The sequence below is a fragment of the Desulfothermus sp. genome (assembly GCF_053993635.1).
This window is the reverse complement of sequence record NZ_JBMYBT010000066.1, coordinates 1-17,961: the sequence shown is the minus strand read 5'-3', so window position 1 is coordinate 17,961 and position 17,961 is coordinate 1. Positions and strand designations below refer to the sequence as shown.

General features: G+C 38.3%; 32 protein-coding genes. 1 reads left to right on the top strand and 31 read right to left on the bottom strand.

Annotation, left to right across the window (positions count from 1 at the left end):
* Positions 1–228 precede the first annotated feature (228 nt).
* Positions 229–2,406, top strand: a complete 2,178-nt coding sequence (locus tag ACY2V1_RS05025; protein WP_461833703.1) for a RelA/SpoT family protein — start codon at positions 229–231, stop codon at positions 2,404–2,406.
* A 46-nt stretch (positions 2,407–2,452) separates the two neighbouring features.
* Here ACY2V1_RS05025 and selD read toward each other — a convergent pair whose 3' ends face one another.
* The 31 genes from selD to ACY2V1_RS04870 all read right to left on the bottom strand — a co-directional run.
* Positions 2,453–3,490: a selenide, water dikinase SelD gene (selD, locus tag ACY2V1_RS05020; protein WP_461833702.1), complete on the bottom strand. Its 1,038-nt coding sequence runs from the start codon at positions 3,488–3,490 to the stop codon at positions 2,453–2,455.
* 5 nt (positions 3,491–3,495) lie between these two features.
* Positions 3,496–4,413, bottom strand: coding sequence for a selenium metabolism-associated LysR family transcriptional regulator (locus ACY2V1_RS05015; RefSeq protein WP_461833701.1), 918 nt, complete (start codon positions 4,411–4,413; stop codon positions 3,496–3,498).
* Positions 4,414–4,491: 78 nt separating this feature from the next.
* The gene (gene rplQ / locus ACY2V1_RS05010; protein WP_461833700.1) at positions 4,492–4,983 is read right to left on the bottom strand and encodes a 50S ribosomal protein L17; all 492 of its coding nucleotides are present in this window, start codon (positions 4,981–4,983) and stop codon (positions 4,492–4,494) included.
* Positions 4,973–6,013, bottom strand: coding sequence for a DNA-directed RNA polymerase subunit alpha (locus tag ACY2V1_RS05005; protein WP_461833699.1), 1,041 nt, complete (start codon positions 6,011–6,013; stop codon positions 4,973–4,975). Before ACY2V1_RS05005 ends, rplQ begins: the two co-directional genes overlap by 11 nt.
* 24 nt (positions 6,014–6,037) lie before the next feature.
* Entirely contained in the window at positions 6,038–6,664 is a 627-nt protein-coding gene (gene rpsD / locus ACY2V1_RS05000) for a 30S ribosomal protein S4 (protein WP_461833698.1), read from the bottom strand.
* A 26-nt stretch (positions 6,665–6,690) separates the two neighbouring features.
* Entirely contained in the window at positions 6,691–7,080 is a 390-nt protein-coding gene (gene rpsK / locus ACY2V1_RS04995) for a 30S ribosomal protein S11 (protein ID WP_461833697.1), read from the bottom strand.
* Between the two features lie 17 nt (positions 7,081–7,097).
* Positions 7,098–7,469: a 30S ribosomal protein S13 gene (gene rpsM / locus ACY2V1_RS04990; protein WP_461833696.1), complete on the bottom strand. Its 372-nt coding sequence runs from the start codon at positions 7,467–7,469 to the stop codon at positions 7,098–7,100.
* Between the two features lie 14 nt (positions 7,470–7,483).
* Positions 7,484–7,597: a 50S ribosomal protein L36 gene (gene rpmJ, locus ACY2V1_RS04985; RefSeq protein ID WP_459892896.1), complete on the bottom strand. Its 114-nt coding sequence runs from the start codon at positions 7,595–7,597 to the stop codon at positions 7,484–7,486.
* Between the two features lie 16 nt (positions 7,598–7,613).
* Positions 7,614–8,924 (bottom strand): preprotein translocase subunit SecY, encoded by a 1,311-nt coding sequence (secY, locus tag ACY2V1_RS04980; RefSeq protein WP_461833695.1) that lies wholly within the window; start codon positions 8,922–8,924, stop codon positions 7,614–7,616.
* Positions 8,925–8,928: 4 nt separating this feature from the next.
* Complete coding sequence (gene rplO, locus ACY2V1_RS04975; RefSeq protein ID WP_461833694.1) at positions 8,929–9,372, bottom strand: 50S ribosomal protein L15; 444 nt, start codon at positions 9,370–9,372, stop codon at positions 8,929–8,931.
* Entirely contained in the window at positions 9,369–9,539 is a 171-nt protein-coding gene (gene rpmD / locus ACY2V1_RS04970; protein WP_461833693.1) for a 50S ribosomal protein L30, read from the bottom strand. Before rpmD ends, rplO begins: the two co-directional genes overlap by 4 nt.
* Positions 9,540–9,552: 13 nt before the next feature.
* Positions 9,553–10,044 carry a 30S ribosomal protein S5 gene (gene rpsE, locus ACY2V1_RS04965; protein WP_461833692.1) on the bottom strand — a complete coding sequence of 164 codons (492 nt, stop codon included), beginning with the start codon at positions 10,042–10,044 and terminating at the stop codon, positions 9,553–9,555.
* A gap of 14 nt (positions 10,045–10,058) precedes the next feature.
* Positions 10,059–10,409, bottom strand: a complete 351-nt coding sequence (rplR, locus tag ACY2V1_RS04960; protein ID WP_461833691.1) for a 50S ribosomal protein L18 — start codon at positions 10,407–10,409, stop codon at positions 10,059–10,061.
* Between the two features lie 11 nt (positions 10,410–10,420).
* On the bottom strand, positions 10,421–10,957 hold the full coding sequence (gene rplF / locus ACY2V1_RS04955) for a 50S ribosomal protein L6 (protein WP_461833690.1): 537 nt from the start codon (positions 10,955–10,957) through the stop codon (positions 10,421–10,423).
* A 10-nt stretch (positions 10,958–10,967) separates the two neighbouring features.
* Positions 10,968–11,351 (bottom strand): 30S ribosomal protein S8, encoded by a 384-nt coding sequence (gene rpsH / locus ACY2V1_RS04950; protein ID WP_461833689.1) that lies wholly within the window; start codon positions 11,349–11,351, stop codon positions 10,968–10,970.
* A gap of 10 nt (positions 11,352–11,361) precedes the next feature.
* Positions 11,362–11,547 (bottom strand): type Z 30S ribosomal protein S14, encoded by a 186-nt coding sequence (locus ACY2V1_RS04945; protein WP_075069934.1) that lies wholly within the window; start codon positions 11,545–11,547, stop codon positions 11,362–11,364.
* Between the two features lie 11 nt (positions 11,548–11,558).
* Positions 11,559–12,098 carry a 50S ribosomal protein L5 gene (gene rplE / locus ACY2V1_RS04940; protein WP_461833688.1) on the bottom strand — a complete coding sequence of 180 codons (540 nt, stop codon included), beginning with the start codon at positions 12,096–12,098 and terminating at the stop codon, positions 11,559–11,561.
* Between the two features lie 14 nt (positions 12,099–12,112).
* Entirely contained in the window at positions 12,113–12,439 is a 327-nt protein-coding gene (gene rplX, locus ACY2V1_RS04935) for a 50S ribosomal protein L24 (protein ID WP_461833687.1), read from the bottom strand.
* A gap of 12 nt (positions 12,440–12,451) precedes the next feature.
* The gene (gene rplN / locus ACY2V1_RS04930; protein WP_461833686.1) at positions 12,452–12,820 is read right to left on the bottom strand and encodes a 50S ribosomal protein L14; all 369 of its coding nucleotides are present in this window, start codon (positions 12,818–12,820) and stop codon (positions 12,452–12,454) included.
* Between the two features lie 12 nt (positions 12,821–12,832).
* Positions 12,833–13,105: a 30S ribosomal protein S17 gene (gene rpsQ, locus ACY2V1_RS04925; protein WP_461833685.1), complete on the bottom strand. Its 273-nt coding sequence runs from the start codon at positions 13,103–13,105 to the stop codon at positions 12,833–12,835.
* Entirely contained in the window at positions 13,080–13,301 is a 222-nt protein-coding gene (rpmC, locus tag ACY2V1_RS04920) for a 50S ribosomal protein L29 (RefSeq protein ID WP_461833684.1), read from the bottom strand. Before rpmC ends, rpsQ begins: the two co-directional genes overlap by 26 nt.
* A 2-nt stretch (positions 13,302–13,303) precedes the next feature.
* Complete coding sequence (gene rplP, locus ACY2V1_RS04915) at positions 13,304–13,714, bottom strand: 50S ribosomal protein L16 (protein WP_461833683.1); 411 nt, start codon at positions 13,712–13,714, stop codon at positions 13,304–13,306.
* Complete coding sequence (gene rpsC, locus ACY2V1_RS04910) at positions 13,707–14,351, bottom strand: 30S ribosomal protein S3 (protein WP_461833682.1); 645 nt, start codon at positions 14,349–14,351, stop codon at positions 13,707–13,709. Before rpsC ends, rplP begins: the two co-directional genes overlap by 8 nt.
* A 12-nt stretch (positions 14,352–14,363) precedes the next feature.
* Complete coding sequence (rplV, locus tag ACY2V1_RS04905; protein ID WP_461833681.1) at positions 14,364–14,696, bottom strand: 50S ribosomal protein L22; 333 nt, start codon at positions 14,694–14,696, stop codon at positions 14,364–14,366.
* 15 nt (positions 14,697–14,711) lie between these two features.
* A complete protein-coding gene (rpsS, locus tag ACY2V1_RS04900) occupies positions 14,712–14,999 on the bottom strand; it encodes a 30S ribosomal protein S19 (RefSeq protein ID WP_461833680.1) in 288 nt (95 codons plus the stop codon).
* Positions 15,000–15,014: 15 nt separating this feature from the next.
* Positions 15,015–15,839, bottom strand: a complete 825-nt coding sequence (rplB, locus tag ACY2V1_RS04895; RefSeq protein ID WP_461833679.1) for a 50S ribosomal protein L2 — start codon at positions 15,837–15,839, stop codon at positions 15,015–15,017.
* 2 nt (positions 15,840–15,841) lie between these two features.
* On the bottom strand, positions 15,842–16,132 hold the full coding sequence (rplW, locus tag ACY2V1_RS04890; RefSeq protein WP_461833678.1) for a 50S ribosomal protein L23: 291 nt from the start codon (positions 16,130–16,132) through the stop codon (positions 15,842–15,844).
* A gap of 2 nt (positions 16,133–16,134) precedes the next feature.
* Complete coding sequence (gene rplD / locus ACY2V1_RS04885) at positions 16,135–16,755, bottom strand: 50S ribosomal protein L4 (protein ID WP_461833677.1); 621 nt, start codon at positions 16,753–16,755, stop codon at positions 16,135–16,137.
* A gap of 10 nt (positions 16,756–16,765) precedes the next feature.
* Positions 16,766–17,395 (bottom strand): 50S ribosomal protein L3, encoded by a 630-nt coding sequence (gene rplC / locus ACY2V1_RS04880; protein ID WP_461833676.1) that lies wholly within the window; start codon positions 17,393–17,395, stop codon positions 16,766–16,768.
* 28 nt (positions 17,396–17,423) lie between these two features.
* Positions 17,424–17,741, bottom strand: coding sequence for a 30S ribosomal protein S10 (gene rpsJ, locus ACY2V1_RS04875; protein WP_459892935.1), 318 nt, complete (start codon positions 17,739–17,741; stop codon positions 17,424–17,426).
* Positions 17,742–17,752: 11 nt separating this feature from the next.
* On the bottom strand, positions 17,753–17,961 hold a 209-nt coding region (locus ACY2V1_RS04870; protein WP_461833675.1), incomplete at its 5' end, for an EF-Tu C-terminal domain-related protein.

Sequence of the window (17,961 nt, the reverse complement as noted above, 5' to 3'; positions counted from 1 at the left end):
TTTTTCCTCATTTTTTTTAGAAAATTTGCGTCATTACTCTATTTTTTTTGTTTTGTCAAAGCCACAAGACACACAACGTATATTATATAGTTAAAGATATGCATTTTGGCAAGTATTTTTTAAAACAATTAACCCAATCACAGCCAGTTTTTTTTCTTTACTATCCTAATTATCTTATATATTTTAATTAAAATTTCATTGTTAAATTAAATTGGAGCATTTTTTTTTATGATACGCATTACAGACATATTAGATAAGGCATCTAAGTATATGAATCAATCTGAACTCGCTTTAATTGAAAAGGCCTATGTCTACTCAGCCTCTGCCCATGCTGGTCAATTTAGATTGAGCGGCGAACCATATTTATCCCATCCCTTAGAAGTAAGCAACATATTAGTTGATTTAAAGTTGGATGCTCCTACAGTTGCAAGTGGACTTTTGCATGACACTGTAGAAGACACACGTGTTACTATTGAAGACATACAAAATAACTTTGGTCAAGAGGTTGCGGATATAGTTGATGGTGTCACTAAGATAGGGAAAATGACCTTTGAATCAAAGCAAACAGCTCAGGCTGAAAATATAAGAAAGATGATCCTGGCTATGGCCAAGGACCTCAGGGTAATATTAGTCAAACTTGCCGATAGATTGCATAATATGAGGACCCTCGAGTTTCAAAACCCCATAAAAAGAAGGTTAATTTCCCAGGAAACTCTGGAAATTTACTCACCAATATCTCACAGATTGGGACTATATAAAATCAAAGTGGAGTTAGATGATTTAAGCCTAAAATATTTAAAACCTGACGTTTATAATAGAATATCCAATTGGATAAAACAGCACCGTTTATTGGGCAAAGACTATGTAAAAAAAGTTATATCAAAATTAGAACAAATTCTAGAGCAAAACAATATTAAAGGTAGAGTTAGTGGACGACAAAAACATATATATAGTATATACCAAAAAATGAAAAAACAGAGACTACCCTTAGATCAAGTTTATGACCTGATTGCCTTTAGGATCATAGTTGAAACAATAAAAGATTGTTACACTACCTTAGGGATTGTCCATTCAAAATGGCCACCAGTACCAGGTAGATTCAAAGACTATATTTCAATGCCCAAACCAAATATGTATCAGAGTCTCCACACAACAGTGATTGGGCCAGATGGTGAGCAAATAGAAATTCAAATAAGAACAGAAAAAATGCACTATATTGCAGAATATGGTGTTGCTGCACACTGGAAATATAAAGATAAAAAAATTATAAATCCAAAAGATGAGAAAAGATTTTCATGGCTCAGACAAATACTTGACTGGGAAAGGGACTTAAAAGATCCAAAGGAGTTTATTCAATCTTTAAAAATAGATCTTTTTGAAGACGAAGTGTATGTTTTTACTCCCAATCGGGATGTATTGGCCCTGCCACAAGGGGCTACCCCAGTTGATTTTGCGTACATGATCCATTCTGAAGTGGGCGATAGATGTGTAGGAGCAAAGGTAAATGGAAAGCTTGTACCATTAGATACCAAACTAAAAAATGGAGATCTAGTTGAAATAATAACAAACCCCAATCACAAACCAAGTAGAGATTGGCTTAAGTTTGTAAAAACAGCTAAGGCTAAGGCCAGGATAAGACACTGGATTAAAACAGAAGAAAGGGCTACAAGTATTAGTCTGGCAAAAGAAATTTTAGAAAAAGAAGCCAAAAAATTAGGAATTAATCTTCAGAAAGAACTAAAAAAAGGAACCCTAGAAAAAGTAGCAGAAGAATTTTCTTATAAAACAGTAGAAGACCTCTTAGTGGCAGTTGGATACGCCAAACTGACCCCAAAACAAGTACTAAACAGACTTATTCAAGGAGAAGCCAAAAAGCCAGATTCAATTAAAAATAAAAGCGCAAAAAACACCTCACAGCAAGAGGCCAAAGAAACAGATGAGGAGAGAAAAGAGGGGGTGGTTATCAGGGGCGCAAAAAATATGCTTATTAGATACGCAAAATGTTGCCAGCCTGTGAAAGGGGACCCTATTGTTGGATACATAAGCAGAGGGAGAGGAACCATCGTCCATACTTCAGATTGCCCAAATGTAAAGAATTTGGAGCCCCATAGATTAGTAGAAGTTACATGGGCTGGAGAGGATAATAAAACTTATACTGCTACAATAAAAATAATTAGTAAAAACCAAAAAGGAGCACTGGCTCTTATTGCCAAGTCCCTTAGCGACGAAGGTATTAACATTCTATCTGGCAGTTTTGATACTAAAGTAGACAACACAACAGAAATATTCTTTCAAATAGAGATTGATAGCTCTGAACATCTATATTCCACATTAGAAAAATTAAGCAAACTACCTCCAGTAATAGAGGCTATAAGGACAACTGGAGAGATCCCAAAGATAAATTGACATTGATTTTAATCGCAGACAGACACGATTTCTTTTATATAATGAATTAGACTATATTTAAAAAAATATCGCCTCTAAAAGACTCTACTTGTCCAATTACCGCACCCATATCTCCATTTTCAATTAAATACGAACATACTTCATCCAACCTGTCTTCTGGTACACAAAGGACCATTCCCCCTGATGTTTGTGCATCAAAAAAAATATCTATAAGTATTGGATCTACAGCAGACGAAATCTTTACCATTTTTTCACAAAACCTCCTATTAGCATGAGACCCTTCAGGTACCAGCCCAATCTGGGTAAGTTCTATTACCCTATCTAAAATAGGTATTTTTTTACTCCACACATTTATTTGCACACACGATGCCTTGGCCATTTCAAAAAGATGCCCTCCAAGCCCAAATCCTGTTATGTCTGTTGCCCCTTTTATGTTAAATTTTCTGATAACTTCTGCTGCAACCTTGTTTAATCTGGATGTCCAAAAATAGACCAGCTCTTCTATCTCCTTATAACCTTCCCATTTTGCCTTTAATGCAGTTGCCAATATGCCTGTTCCCAAGGGTTTTGTTAACACTAAAAAATCTCCTACTTTTGCCCCTTTGTTTGTTGCAATGTGTTCTTTTTTTACTATCCCAGTAACAGCCAAACCATACTTTATCTCTTTATCCTCTACACTGTGTCCCCCCGCCAAAACTGCTCCAGCTTCTAATACCTTGGAGTATCCTCCCTTCAAGATCTCAATTAAGATATTTAGGTCCATCTCCTTTGTGGGGAAACAGACTATATTCATGGCACTATAAGGTTCACCACCCATGGCATATACATCAGACATGGCATTAGCCGCAGCTATTTGCCCAAAATAGTATGGATTATTGACTATAGGCGTGAAAAAATCCAGTGTCTGGATCAGTTCCATCCCTTCTGGATTTTTTAGTACAATACCATCCTCATTGTCTTGTAATGAGACAAGTACTCTTGAATCCTCTTTAATATCTAGTTTTGAAATTACATGTTCCAGTGACCCTGGACTTACTTTCGCTGCTCATCCAGAAGCTGATACACGCTCTAATAGATCAATCATGTATTTTACTGCTCCTTGCAATCAATTTTTTGTTCAATTTCCCTGGAGACCCTATAAATAAAATCTATAAAAATTTTTGCAGCAGGGTATATGGTCCTGCCTTTGTGATAAATTAAATAAAAACTCCGCTTAAAGTCAAAAAACGGGTATTCTTTTACAATTAAAAAGGTTGAACCCAATAAAGGGGTAGCAGCATAAATAGAAGTAACAGTAATACCTATATCACTTGCCACAAGGCCAAGAAGACCTTGAGTATTCGTAACCACGGCCTTAATGTTTAATTCATTAAGATCAATTCCTGCATTTTTTAATCCATCTTCTAAAGCTCTCCTGGTTCCAGACCCCTTTTCTCTAATAACCCATGGAACATTTATTACATCTCCAGGACCATTAATTTTTCTTAAGTATTTAGAATTGCCAACAAATACAAGGCGATCATCAATAATTTTTTGAAAAAATAACTCTTGCCTATAGGAAAGAGCTCCAACAACTCCAATATCTAAGAAACCTTCTAAAACCTTATCAACGACTTCTTCAGTATCATATATTTCCAGTTGAACATCTACTTTAGGATAACAACCACAATATTTTGATATTATTTTTGGAAGAAGGTAACAGCCAGGAATAGTACTTCCGCCTATTCTTAAATGACCAACTACTTGATTTTTCATTAATTTTGCTTCTAACTCAGCCTTATACAATAAATCCAATATTTCTTTTGCATACTTGTATATTGTATATCCTGCGAAAGTAGGGATAATGTTCTTGCCAATCCTATCAAATAACTTTTGATCGAGCTCTTCTTCTAAGGATGAAACATGACTGGAAATTGTGGGTTGAGAGACAAAAAGCTCTTTTGCTGCCTTTGAAAAACTCCTAAGTTCAAAAACCTTGCAAAAACTCTTTAGTTTTACTATATCCATACTAAATATATATTATTAATTTTTCTAATACAAATAAACATAAAAAAACAGGGTCGCCCCTGTTTTTTTATGTTTATTTTAATCTTCCGATGTCTGTTTTATATCTTCAGGCTTTTGTCCTTCTTGCTCTCCTTCTCCTTGAGCTTCTTCTTCACGATTCTCTTCTTCTTGATTTTGTCTCGCCTGCTCCTCTTCCCCTTTTGCCTTTAACTCACCTTCAACAAATTCCACAATTGCCATCTCAGCACAATCACCACGTCTTGGCATAGCAAGTTTAACTACCCTTGTGAAACCACCTGGCCTATCCTTATATCTTGGAGCTATCTGATCAAAGAGTTTTTTTACTAGTGTCCGATCTTCAAGTATCCTAAATGCCTTACGCCTTGCATGTACTGTATTTTCCAGACCAAAGCGAATGAGTTTATCAGTCAATCTTCTAACTTCCTTTGCCTTTGGAACAGTAGTAGTGATTCTTTCGTGCTCCACCAAAGACCTTGCCATATTTTTAAACATGGCCTTTCTGTGTTCCCAAGTTCTATTTAATTTCCTTCCACTTTTCCTATGCCTCATGGTCTTCTTTCCTCTTTTTTTCCCATTTTTCTAATTGTTCCTGAAAATTATCAATCTTCATACCTAAATCCAAACCCATATCATGAAGGACCTTTAATATATCATCCAAAGATTTTTTTCCAAAATTTTTTGCCTTAAGTAACTCTGCCTCAGTTTTTTGTACTAATTCACCAACATAATGAATATTGGCTTTTTTCAAACAATTACTAGCCCTTACAGGAAGCTCTAATTCCTCTATTGTCTTAAAGAGATTTGGATTTATTTCTTCTTCTTCTCTCTCTTCCTCTTCCTCTGTACCTATATTTTCATCAAAATTAATAAAAATATCGAGCTGTTCTTTTAATATCTTAGCAGAATAAGCTAGACTGTCCTCTGGACTAACAGACCCATCTGTCCAGATTTCTATGATTAATTTATCATAGTTTGTCATCTGACCAACACGTGCTTGTTCAACGGTGTACGCCACTTTCCTAATTGGAGAAAAGTTAGCATCGAGAATTATAGTACCTATTTCGCTTGGAATTTCCTGCATTTCCGCTGGAACATATCCTTTACCCATCCTCACTTCTAATTCCATACGAAACTCTCTATCCTCTGTAAGAGTTGCTATGTGCTGATCAGGATTTAATACCTTTACATGGTTATTTTCTTCGATATTAGAAGCCCTTATTTCTCCTTTCTTATTTGCATAAAGTGTGAGCCTTTGAGGCTCATCAGTATCCATGTAAAATCTAACTTTTTTTAAATTCAAAATAATTTCAGTAACATCCTCCATTACGCCTGGTAGAGATGTAAATTCATGATACACACCATCGATCCTGGCAGCTACTATTACAGCTCCTTGCAAGGATGATAGTAACACTCTACGAAGCGAATTTCCCAATGTAGTGCCATAACCCCTCTCCAGGGGTTCTACTGTAAATTTTCCATAAAACTCGTTTGAGTCAGGATCCTTCACAATCTTCTTTGGTTTTACCAATTCACCCCAATTTCTAGCGTTTATGATCCTGCCTTGTTCCTTTATTATCATAATACCTAACCCAATTATATTTTGTTATTTGGAATACAACTCAACAATGAGGTTCTCATTGATAGGAAATGTTATATCCTCTCTTTCAGGCAGAGCTTTTACTATTCCTTTAAAATTTGCAGCATCTAATTCTAGCCACTGAGGTACTCCCCTCCTAGCCACCACTTCCTGTGCTTCCTGAATTATTGGTATTTTCCTACTCTTCTCCCTTACCTCTACTACATCATTTACCTTTACCTGATACGAAGGGATGTCAACCTTTCTTCCATTGACTAAAAAATGTCCATGCTTGACTAATTGTCTCGCCTGATTCCTTGAATTGGCAAATCCCAAACGATATACTACATTGTCTAGTCGCAACTCCAAAATTCTTAGCAAGTTGGTTCCTGTTACACCCTTTTTTGCTTCTGCTATTTCAAAATATTTACGAAACTGTTTTTCTAAAATTCCATAAAGCCTTCTTACTTTCTGTTTTTCTCTAAGTTGTATTTCATAGTTACTGGATTTTTTTCTTCGCCTTCCGTGTTGACCAGGTGCATAAGGTCTACGCTCATATGCGCATTTATCTGTATAACACCTGTCCCCTCTCAAAAATAATTTGGTACCCTCTCTTCTACACAACCTACATTTTGGTCCAGTATATCTTGCCAAGGCTCCATCCTCCTAATTTTTTTCCCTTAAACTCTTCTACGTTTTGGTGGTCTACATCCATTGTGTGGTATTGGGGTTACATCTCTGATAAAGGTTATCTTAAATCCCTCATTGTGAATGGCCCTCATAGCGGATTCCCTACCTGCTCCCGGACCTTTTACAAATATGCCCACACTCCTCATTCCATGTTCCATTGCCTGTTTTGCCGCCTTTTGTGCAGCAACTTGAGCAGCATATGGAGTTCCTTTTTTTGACCCCTTAAAACCGCATGATCCAGCACTCGCCCAGCTCACCACATTACCCTTTGGATCAGTAAAAGTAATTATGGTATTGTTAAAAGTAGTCTTAATGTGGGCATAGCCAGTTGGGATATTCTTTTTTTCTTTTCTTTTGCCACCGCGCTTAGCTTTTGCCATATCTCTTCACTCCAATTTTATTTCTTTCTTTTACCAATAATTGCTCTCCTAGGACCTTTTCTAGTCCTAGCATTTGTGTGGGTCCTCTGTCCTCTAACAGGAAGATGTCTCTTATGTCTGATTCCCCTATAACAATTAATCTCCATTAGCCTTTTTATGTTTGCCGTGATCTCCCTGCGAAGATCTCCTTCAACTTTGTAATTTTGCTCTATCTCCTTTCTTATGGCATTCACTTCTTCTGCAGTAAGATCATCAGTCTTCTTGGTCCAATCCACCCCCACTGCTTCCAAAATTTTTACGGCGCTGGAGCGGCCTATTCCGTATATGTAAGTCAATGCTATGTCAAGTCTCTTATTCTTTGGTAAATCTACACTTGCAATCCTTACCACTTTAGTCCTCCAATTTATCCTTGTCTTTGCTTATGTTTGGGATTTTCACATATGACACGTACTATACCCTTTCTTCTAATTATTTTGCATTTACTGCACATTTTTTTTACTGAAGGTCTCACTTTCATAATCATCTCCTTAAAGTTATATTCTACCTTTGATCCTGGCTTTCTTTAATAATCCTTCATATTGTTGGGATATCAAATGAGATTGTATTTGTGTCATAGTATCTATCGCTACACCAACCACTATCAAAAGCGCAGTCCCACCAAAATAAAAAGGTACATGCATCTTATATATTAAAATCATCGGCAGCACACACACTGCCGAGACATAAAGGGAACCCCAAAAAGTAAGCCTTGTTAATACCTTGTCAATGTATTCCTTGGTATGCTTTCCAGGTCTTATTCCTGGAATAAAAGCGCCCTGCTTTTTTAAATTTTCTGCAATATCCTTTGGATCAAATATTATCGCAGTATAAAAAAAGCAGAAAAATATAATTAGCCCTACGTAAAGAACGGTATATAACATAGAGCCTGGTCTAAAATAAACTGACAATTGATGCAAAAATTCTACTTGTGAAAAATTAGCTATTGTTGCTGGGAACATAAGGATAGAAGAGGCAAATATAGGCGGAATTACTCCTGCTGTATTTATTCTCAATGGCAAGTGGGAACTCTGCCCCCCATACATACGTCTTCCAACCATACGCTTAGCATAATTAATAGGTATTCTTCGCTGTGCTGTCTCTATAAAACATATAAATGCCAGAACACCTACCATAACTGCCAGCAATATAAGTAACATAAATAAACTCAGCTCCCCAGTCTGAAGCAGCTTGACTGTTTTTGTAATAGCACCTGGAATCCTTGCTACTATTCCAGCAAATATTATAAGCGATACTCCATTTCCTATTCCCCTGGCAGTAATTTGTTCCCCTAACCACATTAGAAAAACCGTCCCGGTGGTAAGGGTTATAACAGTCACTAAAATAAAAGTAATCCCAGGATGAGGTACAACTGGCACACCTGCAGGACTGGTCATCTTTTGAAGCCCGTAGGCTATCCCTGTTCCCTGTATAAGGGTTATTAATACAGTTCCATATCTAGTATATTGAGTTATTTTTCTCCTTCCTGCTTCACCCTCTTCTTTTTTTAACCTCTCAAGCTCGGGACTCACTACCACTAAAAGTTCCATTATAATTGCTGCAGATATATAGGGCATAATACCCAGGGCAAAAACAGAAAATTTACTAAGCCCCCCGCCAGCAAACATATCAAAGAGCCCAAATAAAGTATTCTGAGCAGATGCAAAAAAATCAGCTATTGCACCTGTATTAATTCCCGGAACTGGTACGTGAATTCCTAACCTGTATACTATAAGCAACCCTAAGGTTATTAAAATCCTTCGGGTCAACTCCTTTGAAAAAGTGACATTCTCCAGTTGCGGTATCACCTACCTACCCCTCCAGAACCTTGGCTTCACCACCTGCATTTTTTATTTTTTCCAAGGCACTTTTACTAAATTTGTGCGCCCAGATTTTATATGCCTTGTTTATCTCTCCCCTACCTAATATCTTTATTGGCCTATTTTTTTTACAAAATTTATATAAGTCATCTAAGGTTATTTCATCCTTATCCTTAAATTTCTTTTCAAGAAAATCCAAATTAATAACATTATACTCAACTCTGAAGGGATAATTTTTAAATCCCCTCTTGGGCAGTCTCCTCACAAGGGGCATCTGCCCACCTTCAAACATTGGAGCTGGTCCTTTTCCAGCCCTGGCGTTCTGTCCCTTATTACCCTTCCCTGCTGTGCATCCCTGACCACTGGCTGGGCCGCGGCCAATCCTTTTCTTATGCTTTAATTCACCAGGAAATGGCTTTAGCTCATGTAATTTCATTTCTCCACCACCTCTACTAAATGTTTGACCTTATTTATCATTCCAGCAATTGCAGGATTATCTGGTAATTCCTTTACTTGATTTATTTTTCTAAGGCCCAAGGCCTGCAAGGTTTTTCGTTGCTTAGGATTACACCCAATTTTACTCCTTATTAACTTCACCTTCATATGAGCTTACCCCCTAAGTACCAATTGATAAACTTTTTCCCCTTATTTCTGAAACCTCTTCAGGGGAACGCAGCATATTTATACCCATGATTGTGGCTTTAATTACATTTATTGGATTCCTTGACCCAATAGCCTTACTTAATACATCTGTCACGCCTGCAGCCTCCATAATCGCCCTTACGGGTCCACCAGCTATAATTCCAGTACCTTTAACCGCAGGCTTTAATAACACCCTAGCAGCACCAAATTCACCAATTACCTGATAAGGAATAGTTCCTTCTATTACAGGAACCTCTATCATATTCTTCTTTGCTCTTTCAGTGGCCTTTACAATAGCATCTGGCACCTGATTGGCTTTACCATATCCATATCCTACCTTACCGTTTCCATCACCTACAACTACCAGCGCTGTAAATTTAAAGTTTTTACCACCCTTAACAACCTTTGATACTCTATTTAAATGAACTATCTTCTCTATTAGACCAATTTCATTTACTGTGCTCATATACCACCTCAAATTTAAAAATTTAGCCCACCTTCTCTGGCCCCATCAGCTAGAGCCTTGACTCTACCATGGTATATATATCCGTTTCTATCAAACACCACCTTTTGTACACCCTTTTCAAGGGCGATTTTAGCTATCTCCATTCCAACCTTTTTTGCAGTTTCCTTATTAAGATTAACTTTTTCTCCTAAATTTAAGCTGGAGTAGGCAGCTATAGTGTGACCCTTGCTATCATCTATCACCTGTGCGTAAATATGTTTATTAGACCTAAAAACTACCAACCTTGGTCTCTGTGGTGTACCAAAGATCTTTTTTCTAATCCTTATTTTTCTCTTCTTTCTTAGTTCGTTCCTACTTAATTTCATAACTTCCACCCCTACGCCTTAGCGGATTTTCCAGCCTTTCGTAGAATCTGTTCATTAATATATTTTATGCCCTTCCCCTTATAGGGCTCTGGAGGTCTAATCCTCCTAATCTGGGCAGCAACCTCGCCAACTAGCTGCTTATCAATTCCTGAAATAAAAATTTTGTTTCCTTCAACCTTTGCTGAAATCCCTTCAGGCAAAGGAAATTCTTTGGGATTAGAATAACCTACATTTAGAACCAATTTCTTCCCCTTAACTTCAGCCCTGTATCCCACACCTACAATTTCAAGACCTTTTTCAAATCCTTTGCTAACACCCTCTATTGCATTGGCTAGCAAAGTGCGTCTAAGACCGTGTTGTTCCCTTGCTTTTCTCGTGTCATTCTTTCTCTTAACAAAAATTGTATCCCCTTCTTGGACATATTCAATCAAATCGCTTCTATCCAAAACAATAAGCCCCTTAGGACCCTTCACCTCGATCTCATGTTCCTTAAACGTGACGCTTACTTTTTCTGGAATTTTTATTGGTGTTTTACCTATTCTAGACATATTACCCACCTTACCATATTTTACAAACAAGCTCTCCGCCTACTCTTTGTTTTTTAGCTTCACTACCTTCTAAGACACCCCGAGATGTGGACAAAATACAAATTCCCAATCCGTTTTGCACTTGGGGTATCTCATCAACTCCCACGTATATCCTGCGTCCTGGTTTACTAATCTTTTGTAAATCAGTTATAGCTGGCCTACCTTTTACATATTTTAATTTCACAATTATATCACGTCCCTCTTGCTTAAAGTCCTCTATGTACCCTTCTCTCTTCAATATCCCCAAAATGGCCATCTTCATCTTGGACGCAGGAATTTTTACCTGTTTGTGAAGCGCCATGTGAGCATTTCTAATACGGCTTAACATATCTGCTATTGGATCTGTCATTCCCATAACACGCTCCTTACCAACTTGATTTGCGGACCCCAGGAAGTTCACCTGATAAAGCCATGGTTCTAAAACATATTCTACAAACACCAAATTTTCTTAAAAAGGCCCTTGGCCTTCCACACAAAGGACATCTGTTATACTTCCTGACCTTAAACTTGGGCTTTCTTTGAGCCTTTACCATTAGTGCCTTTCTAGCCAATTTTCCCTCCTTTACTTAACAAACGGCATTCCCATTAACTTTAACAAGGCCTTGCCTTCTTTATCGGTCTTGGCAGTAGTTACTATGGTCACATTCATACCTTTTACACGGTCAACTATGTCTATGGGTATGTCAGGAAATATCGTGTGCTCACGGATTCCCAACGTATAATTTCCACGACCATCAAAACCTCTATCAGGCAACCCTCTAAAATCCCTTATCCTGGGAATAGCAAAATTAATTAATTTGTCGAAAAATGCCCACATCCTTTCTTTTCTGAGAGTAACCCGACATCCAACTGGCATGCCCTGCCTGACCTTAAATGCTGCTATTGACTTTTTTGCTCTGGTAGGTACTGCTTTTTGTCCAGCTATTAATGTCAATTCCTTTATTCCATCCTGAATTATTTTATTCTCATGGGCTCCCTCACCTAAACCCATATTCAAGGAAATTAACTTCAACCTTGGAACTTCCATTATATTTTTATATCCAAATTCATCCATTAATTTGGGTACTACATTTTCTTTGTATATCTTTTCTAAACGGTTCATAGTCCTACCCTTTGTTAATCAAGAATCTCTTTGCATTTCTTACAATATCTAAGCTTCTTTCCATCCTCAGTAAATTTATATCCAACTCTTGTAGGCTTTGCACATGACTCACAAAATAACATAACATTTGATATATGAATGGGTGCTTCCTTCTCTACAATCCCTCCTGCTTGCCCTGTATATGGATTTCCCTTCATGTGCCTTTTCACAATATTTACCTGATCAACTATTACCTTTTCCTTTTTTTTCAATATTTTTTTTACTGTACCGACTTTACCTCTATCTTTTCCACAAATTACCATCACTTTATCATTTACTTTAATTTTATACTTCCTATTCATACTGACCCACCTCTATAGTACTTCTGGGGCTAATGATACAATCCTCATAAATCTCTTGTCTCTCAGCTCCCTGGCTACTGGTCCAAATATACGGGTTCCTATGGGCTCCATATTTTTATTCAACAAGACTGCAGAATTTGTATCGAATTTGATATATGACCCATTAGGCCTTCCAACTTCCTTTTTGGTCCTTACAACCACGGCCCGGTAAATCTCTCCTTTTTTTACCTTAGAATGGGGTATAGCCTCCTGAACTGAGACTACTATTAAGTCGCCGATAGTGGCGTATCTTTTTTTACTTCCCCCAAGCACTTTTATACACTTTACAATTTTAGCCCCTGAGTTATCTGCTACATCCAATTTGCTCTCAACCTGAATCATGGCCTTATCCTCCTAAACCGCTTTTTCCAATATCTTGAGTAGCCTCCAGCGCTTCCGCCTGCTAAGTGGCCTACTTTCTATAATCTGGACTTTATCACCCATACCACACTCATTTCTTGGGTCATGGGCCATGAATTTCTTTCTCTTCCTAATAAATTTTTTATATAGGGGATGTTTTACCATTGTCTCACATCTAACAACAATGGTCTTATCTGGTTTATTGCTTACCACTATACCAGTAAGCACCCTTTTATTTCCCTTATTTGACTTCCTTGCTCCTTCCATCCTTTGTCTCCAATTGCTTTTCCCGCATGATAGTTAAAATTCTTGCTATGGTCCTCTTAACTTGTGGTATCCTGGCTGTATTCTTTAACTGACCTATTGAGTGCTGAAACCTCAACTTAAACAACTCTTCTCTGTATCCTGCCAACTTATTATGTAACTCTGATATTTCCATCTCCCTTAATTTAGCCGCATCCATCACTACAACCCCTTTTCCTCAATTTTTGTCCTTATAGGCAATTTATATGAAGCACGAACCAGTGCCTCCTTTGCCCTGGCAATATCAACACCGGCAATTTCAAATAAGATGCGCCCAGGCTTAACCAAGGCCACCCATCCAGAAGGAGAACCTTTCCCTTTTCCCATTCGGGTTTCAGCTGGTTTCTCTGTAACTGGCTTATCTGGAAAAATTCTTATGTAAACCTTTCCACCACGCTTAAGACTTCTCATAATAGCTACACGGGCAGCCTCTATTTGTTGAGCGGTCAACCTGCCATGTTCACATGCCTTGAGCCCTATGTCTCCAAAATTGACTCTACAACCTCTGTAGGCCTTGCCTCTAGTAAATCCCCTATGTTGTTTCCTATATTTTACCTTTTTTGGACTAAGCATCAGTTTTTACCTCATCTAAAATTTCGCCTTTAAATATCCACACCTTTACGCCTATTATTCCGTAAGTAGTTAATGCTGTTGCAAATCCATAATCTATATCTGCTCTGAGAGTATGTAACGGAACCCTACCTTCCCTAAACCACTCAGTCCTGGCAATTTCTGCTCCACCCAATCTACCAGAACATGCGATTTTTATCCCTTTGGCCCCAAATTTTAACGCCAGACTGATTGCCCTCTTCATAGCTCGCCTAAATGCGACCCTTCTTTCTAGTTGAAGGGCAACATTCTCAGCTACCAGTTGTGCATCTATCTCAGGACGTCGAACCTCAACAACTTCCAATATGAACTCGCCATTAAATTTCCTTTTAAGCTCATTCCTCAGTTTCTCGATCTCAACGCCTTTCCTCCCTATAACAATTCCAGGTCTCGCTGTATGAATTATAACCCTGACCTTTTCAGCAGCCCTTTCAATTTCTATCTTGGAAATTCCTGCGTGGTAAAGCTTCTGTTTAATAAATTTTCTTAGTTGCTTGTCTTCATAAACAAACCTTGCGTAATCCTTTTTACTATACCATCTAGACAACCAATTCTTGGTATATCCTAATCTAAACCCGTATGGATGTACTTTTTGACCCAATGCCCTCTCCTCCTACTCTTCATCAAGAATAACTGTTATATGACTAGTCCTCTTTAATATTCTGGTAGCCCTGCCCATAGCCCTTGGCCTTATTCTCTTCCACATTGGACCTTCATTTACCAAAATATTCTTTACATACAGTCTGTCCACATCCATTGAATAATTATTTTCAGCATTTGACAGAGCTGAATACATTACCTTGTAGATAATCCTTGCAGCTTTTTTAGGTGTAAACTGCAAAATATCTAATGCCTTTTCTACAGGCATATTCTTTACATTTTTTGCTACCAGCCTGGCCTTTCTAGGTGATATCCGAACGAACTTTAGCGTAGCTTTTGCCTCCATAACAAACCTCTTTTATTACTTTTTACCCTTGACCTTACTTTTCTTATCGCCAGCGTGGCCATGAAACGTCCTGGTCGGAGCAAACTCCCCCAATTTATGACCAACCATATTTTCTGTTACAAACACTGGAATAAACTTCTTCCCATTATGAACTGCGAAGGTCAGACCCACCATTTCAGGGAGTACAGTGGATCTCCTGGACCACGTCTTTATTACCGACCTATCCTTGGTCTCTTTTGCCTTTTTAACCTTTTTTAGGAGATGCTCATCTACAAAAGGCCCTTTTTTTAATGATCTTGGCATAAGGTACCTCTCTCACTATTTTCTTCTTTTTACTATTAATTTATCTGAGTACTTGTTCTTTTTGCGAGTCTTATAACCCTTTGTAGGCACTCCCCACGGAGTTACAGGGTGTCTTCCACCTGAGGTCTTACCTTCACCACCACCGTGAGGATGATCAATTGGGTTCATTGCTACACCACGCACCTTGGGCCGCCTATTCAGATATCTGTTTCTTCCTGCCTTACCAATTTTTATATTTTCGTGATCTATGTTACCAACCTGACCTATGGTGGCAAAACATTTGGCCAAAACCTTCCTGATTTCCCCAGAAGGCAGCCTCAACATAACATATTTATCTTCTTTATCAATTATCTGAGCGTAGGTGCCAGCAGCTCTACAAAGCTGACCCCCTCTACCTGGATGCAGCTCTATGTTATGTACAATAGTTCCATTGGGAATACTGTAAAGCGGCATTGCATTGCCCACCTTGATATCCGCTTTCTCACTGGCTACAATAGTATCGCCTACAGACAGATCCTTAGGAGCTATAATATATCTTTTTTCTCCATCTACATAGTGAAGCAGGGCAATTCTTGCAGACCTGTTTGGATCGTATTCTATAGCTGCCACCTTGGCTGGCACATCTAACTTATTCCTTTTAAAATCAATAATTCTATAACGACGCTTATGGCCGCCCCCCCTTCTTCTACTAGTGATGCGACCATAACAGTTGCGTCCACTACTCTGACGTAAACCTATTACTAAACTCTTTTCGGGCTTTGTTTTGGTAATCTCTGAGAAATCTGAAACTGTCTGACCGCGTCTACCTGGCGATGTTGGCTTTAGTACTCTAATACCCATAATTATACACCTTCAAAAAAATCTATTTTTTCACCTGGCGCAAGTTGAACATACGCCTTTTTATACCCACTTACCTTACCAACGACCCTACCAAAACGCTTTTTAATCCGTGGCTTCTTATTCACTATCCTAACCTTCTCAACCTTCACTTTAAATGCACGCTCAACTGCCCTTTGTATGTCAATCTTATTGGCCTTTCTATCAACAATAAAGGCAACCTGATTACCTTGATCCTTTAAGAAAGTTGTTTTTTCTGTTATTAAAGGCTTAATTAAAACTTTTGTGTAATCCATGGCTATGCCAACCTTTGCTTAATATTTTCTACAACCTCTGGAGTAATTACCAATGTGTCATATTTTAAGATGTCATAAACATTTATATCCTTATCCAACATTAACTTGATGTCGGCCAAATTCCTTCCTGAAAGAAAGATGTTCTTATCGTGTTTAGGTAAAACAATCAAGGCTTTTTTTACATCCAGATTCTTTTTTATCTTAACAAGTTCCCTGGTCTTAGGTTCAGTCACTTCTAACTTGTCAAGTACTAGCAATTCATTATTCTTAACCTTCGAGCTCAGTGCCATCCTCATGGCAAGCCTTTTTACTTTCTTATTCACCTTAAAAGAATAGTCCCTTGGTTTTGGTCCGTGCGATACAGCACCTCCAACCCAGAGTGGGGACCTAATTGAACCAACTCTTGCCCTACCTGTACCTTTTTGTCTCCAGGGCTTTTTCCCACCGCCTCTAATTGTTGACCTAGTTTTCACAGAAGCAGTTCCCACACGTTTTGCAGACAAATGTGCCTTTACCACAAAATTTAAAATACCAGGCTTTACCTCAACATTAAATATGTTATCTGGAAGGTCGATTTCTCCCACAACTTTTTTTTCTTGATCATATATATTTACCACTGTCATTTTATCCACCTCAACTCTGCTTTCGGATGTATACAATTGAATTTTTTGCTCCTGGCACCTGACCCTTAACCAATATTAGACCGTCTTCGTGCCTTACATCCAAAATTTCAATATTCTTATAAGTGTGCTGAACATTACCCATGTGTCCAGGCATTTTTTTCCCTTTAAATACCCGTGATGGATCTGCACACTGTCCAATTGATCCCGGGGTCCTATGTACTTTATGATGTCCATGGGAATCAGGAGACCCTCCAAAATTCCATCTCTTCATTACTCCAGCAAAACCCCGCCCTTTAGAAATCCCTGTAATCTTTACCTTCTCACCAACTGTGAATAAATCTACAGTAAGTTCTTGTCCAAGCTCATACCCTTCCAGGTTCTCAACTCTAAATTCCCTCAAAAACCTATAAAAACCCTTTCCAGCCTTCTGTTGATGCCCTTTCAATGGCCTATTAACTTTTTTCTCCTTGACCGGCTCAAAACCCAATTGAAGGGCCTCATAACCATCTTTATCCTTAGTTTTTATCTGAATAATTGGACAAGGACCCACCTTAAGGACAGTTACTGGAACCTTCCTTCCGTCACGAGCAAATATTGTCGTCATGCCAAGTTTTTTTCCTATTAATCCTAATCCCTTCATAAATAACCCCTCTACATGATTAGCCACATTATAGCTTGATCTCTACATCAACACCGGCTGGCAAACTGAGTTTGCCTAGGGCATCCACGGTTTGCTGTGTAGGCTCTAAAATATCAAGCAATCTCTTATGTATCCTGATCTCAAACTGTTCCCTAGATTTTTTATTAACATGAACTGATCTGTTCACAGTAATCTTATGGATCCGTGTTGGCAGCGGTATAGGACCTGCTACAGCAGCTCCGGTGTTTCTAGCAGATTCTACTATTTCTTGGACTGCCTTGTCCAAAATTCTATAATCATAAGCCTTTAGTTTTATCCTTATCCTATCGCTTTGCATGTTCACCATGGTCCACACTCCTATTCAATTATCTCCGAAACTACACCTGCCCCAACAGTCCTTCCACCTTCTCTTATTGCAAACCTAAGTCCCTTCTCCATGGCTATAGGCGTTATCAACTCTACCTCAAATTGCGCATTGTCACCTGGCATCACCATCTCTACTCCCTCTTCTAGCTTTATCACTCCTGTCACATCCGTTGTCCTAAAATAAAACTGCGGCCTATATC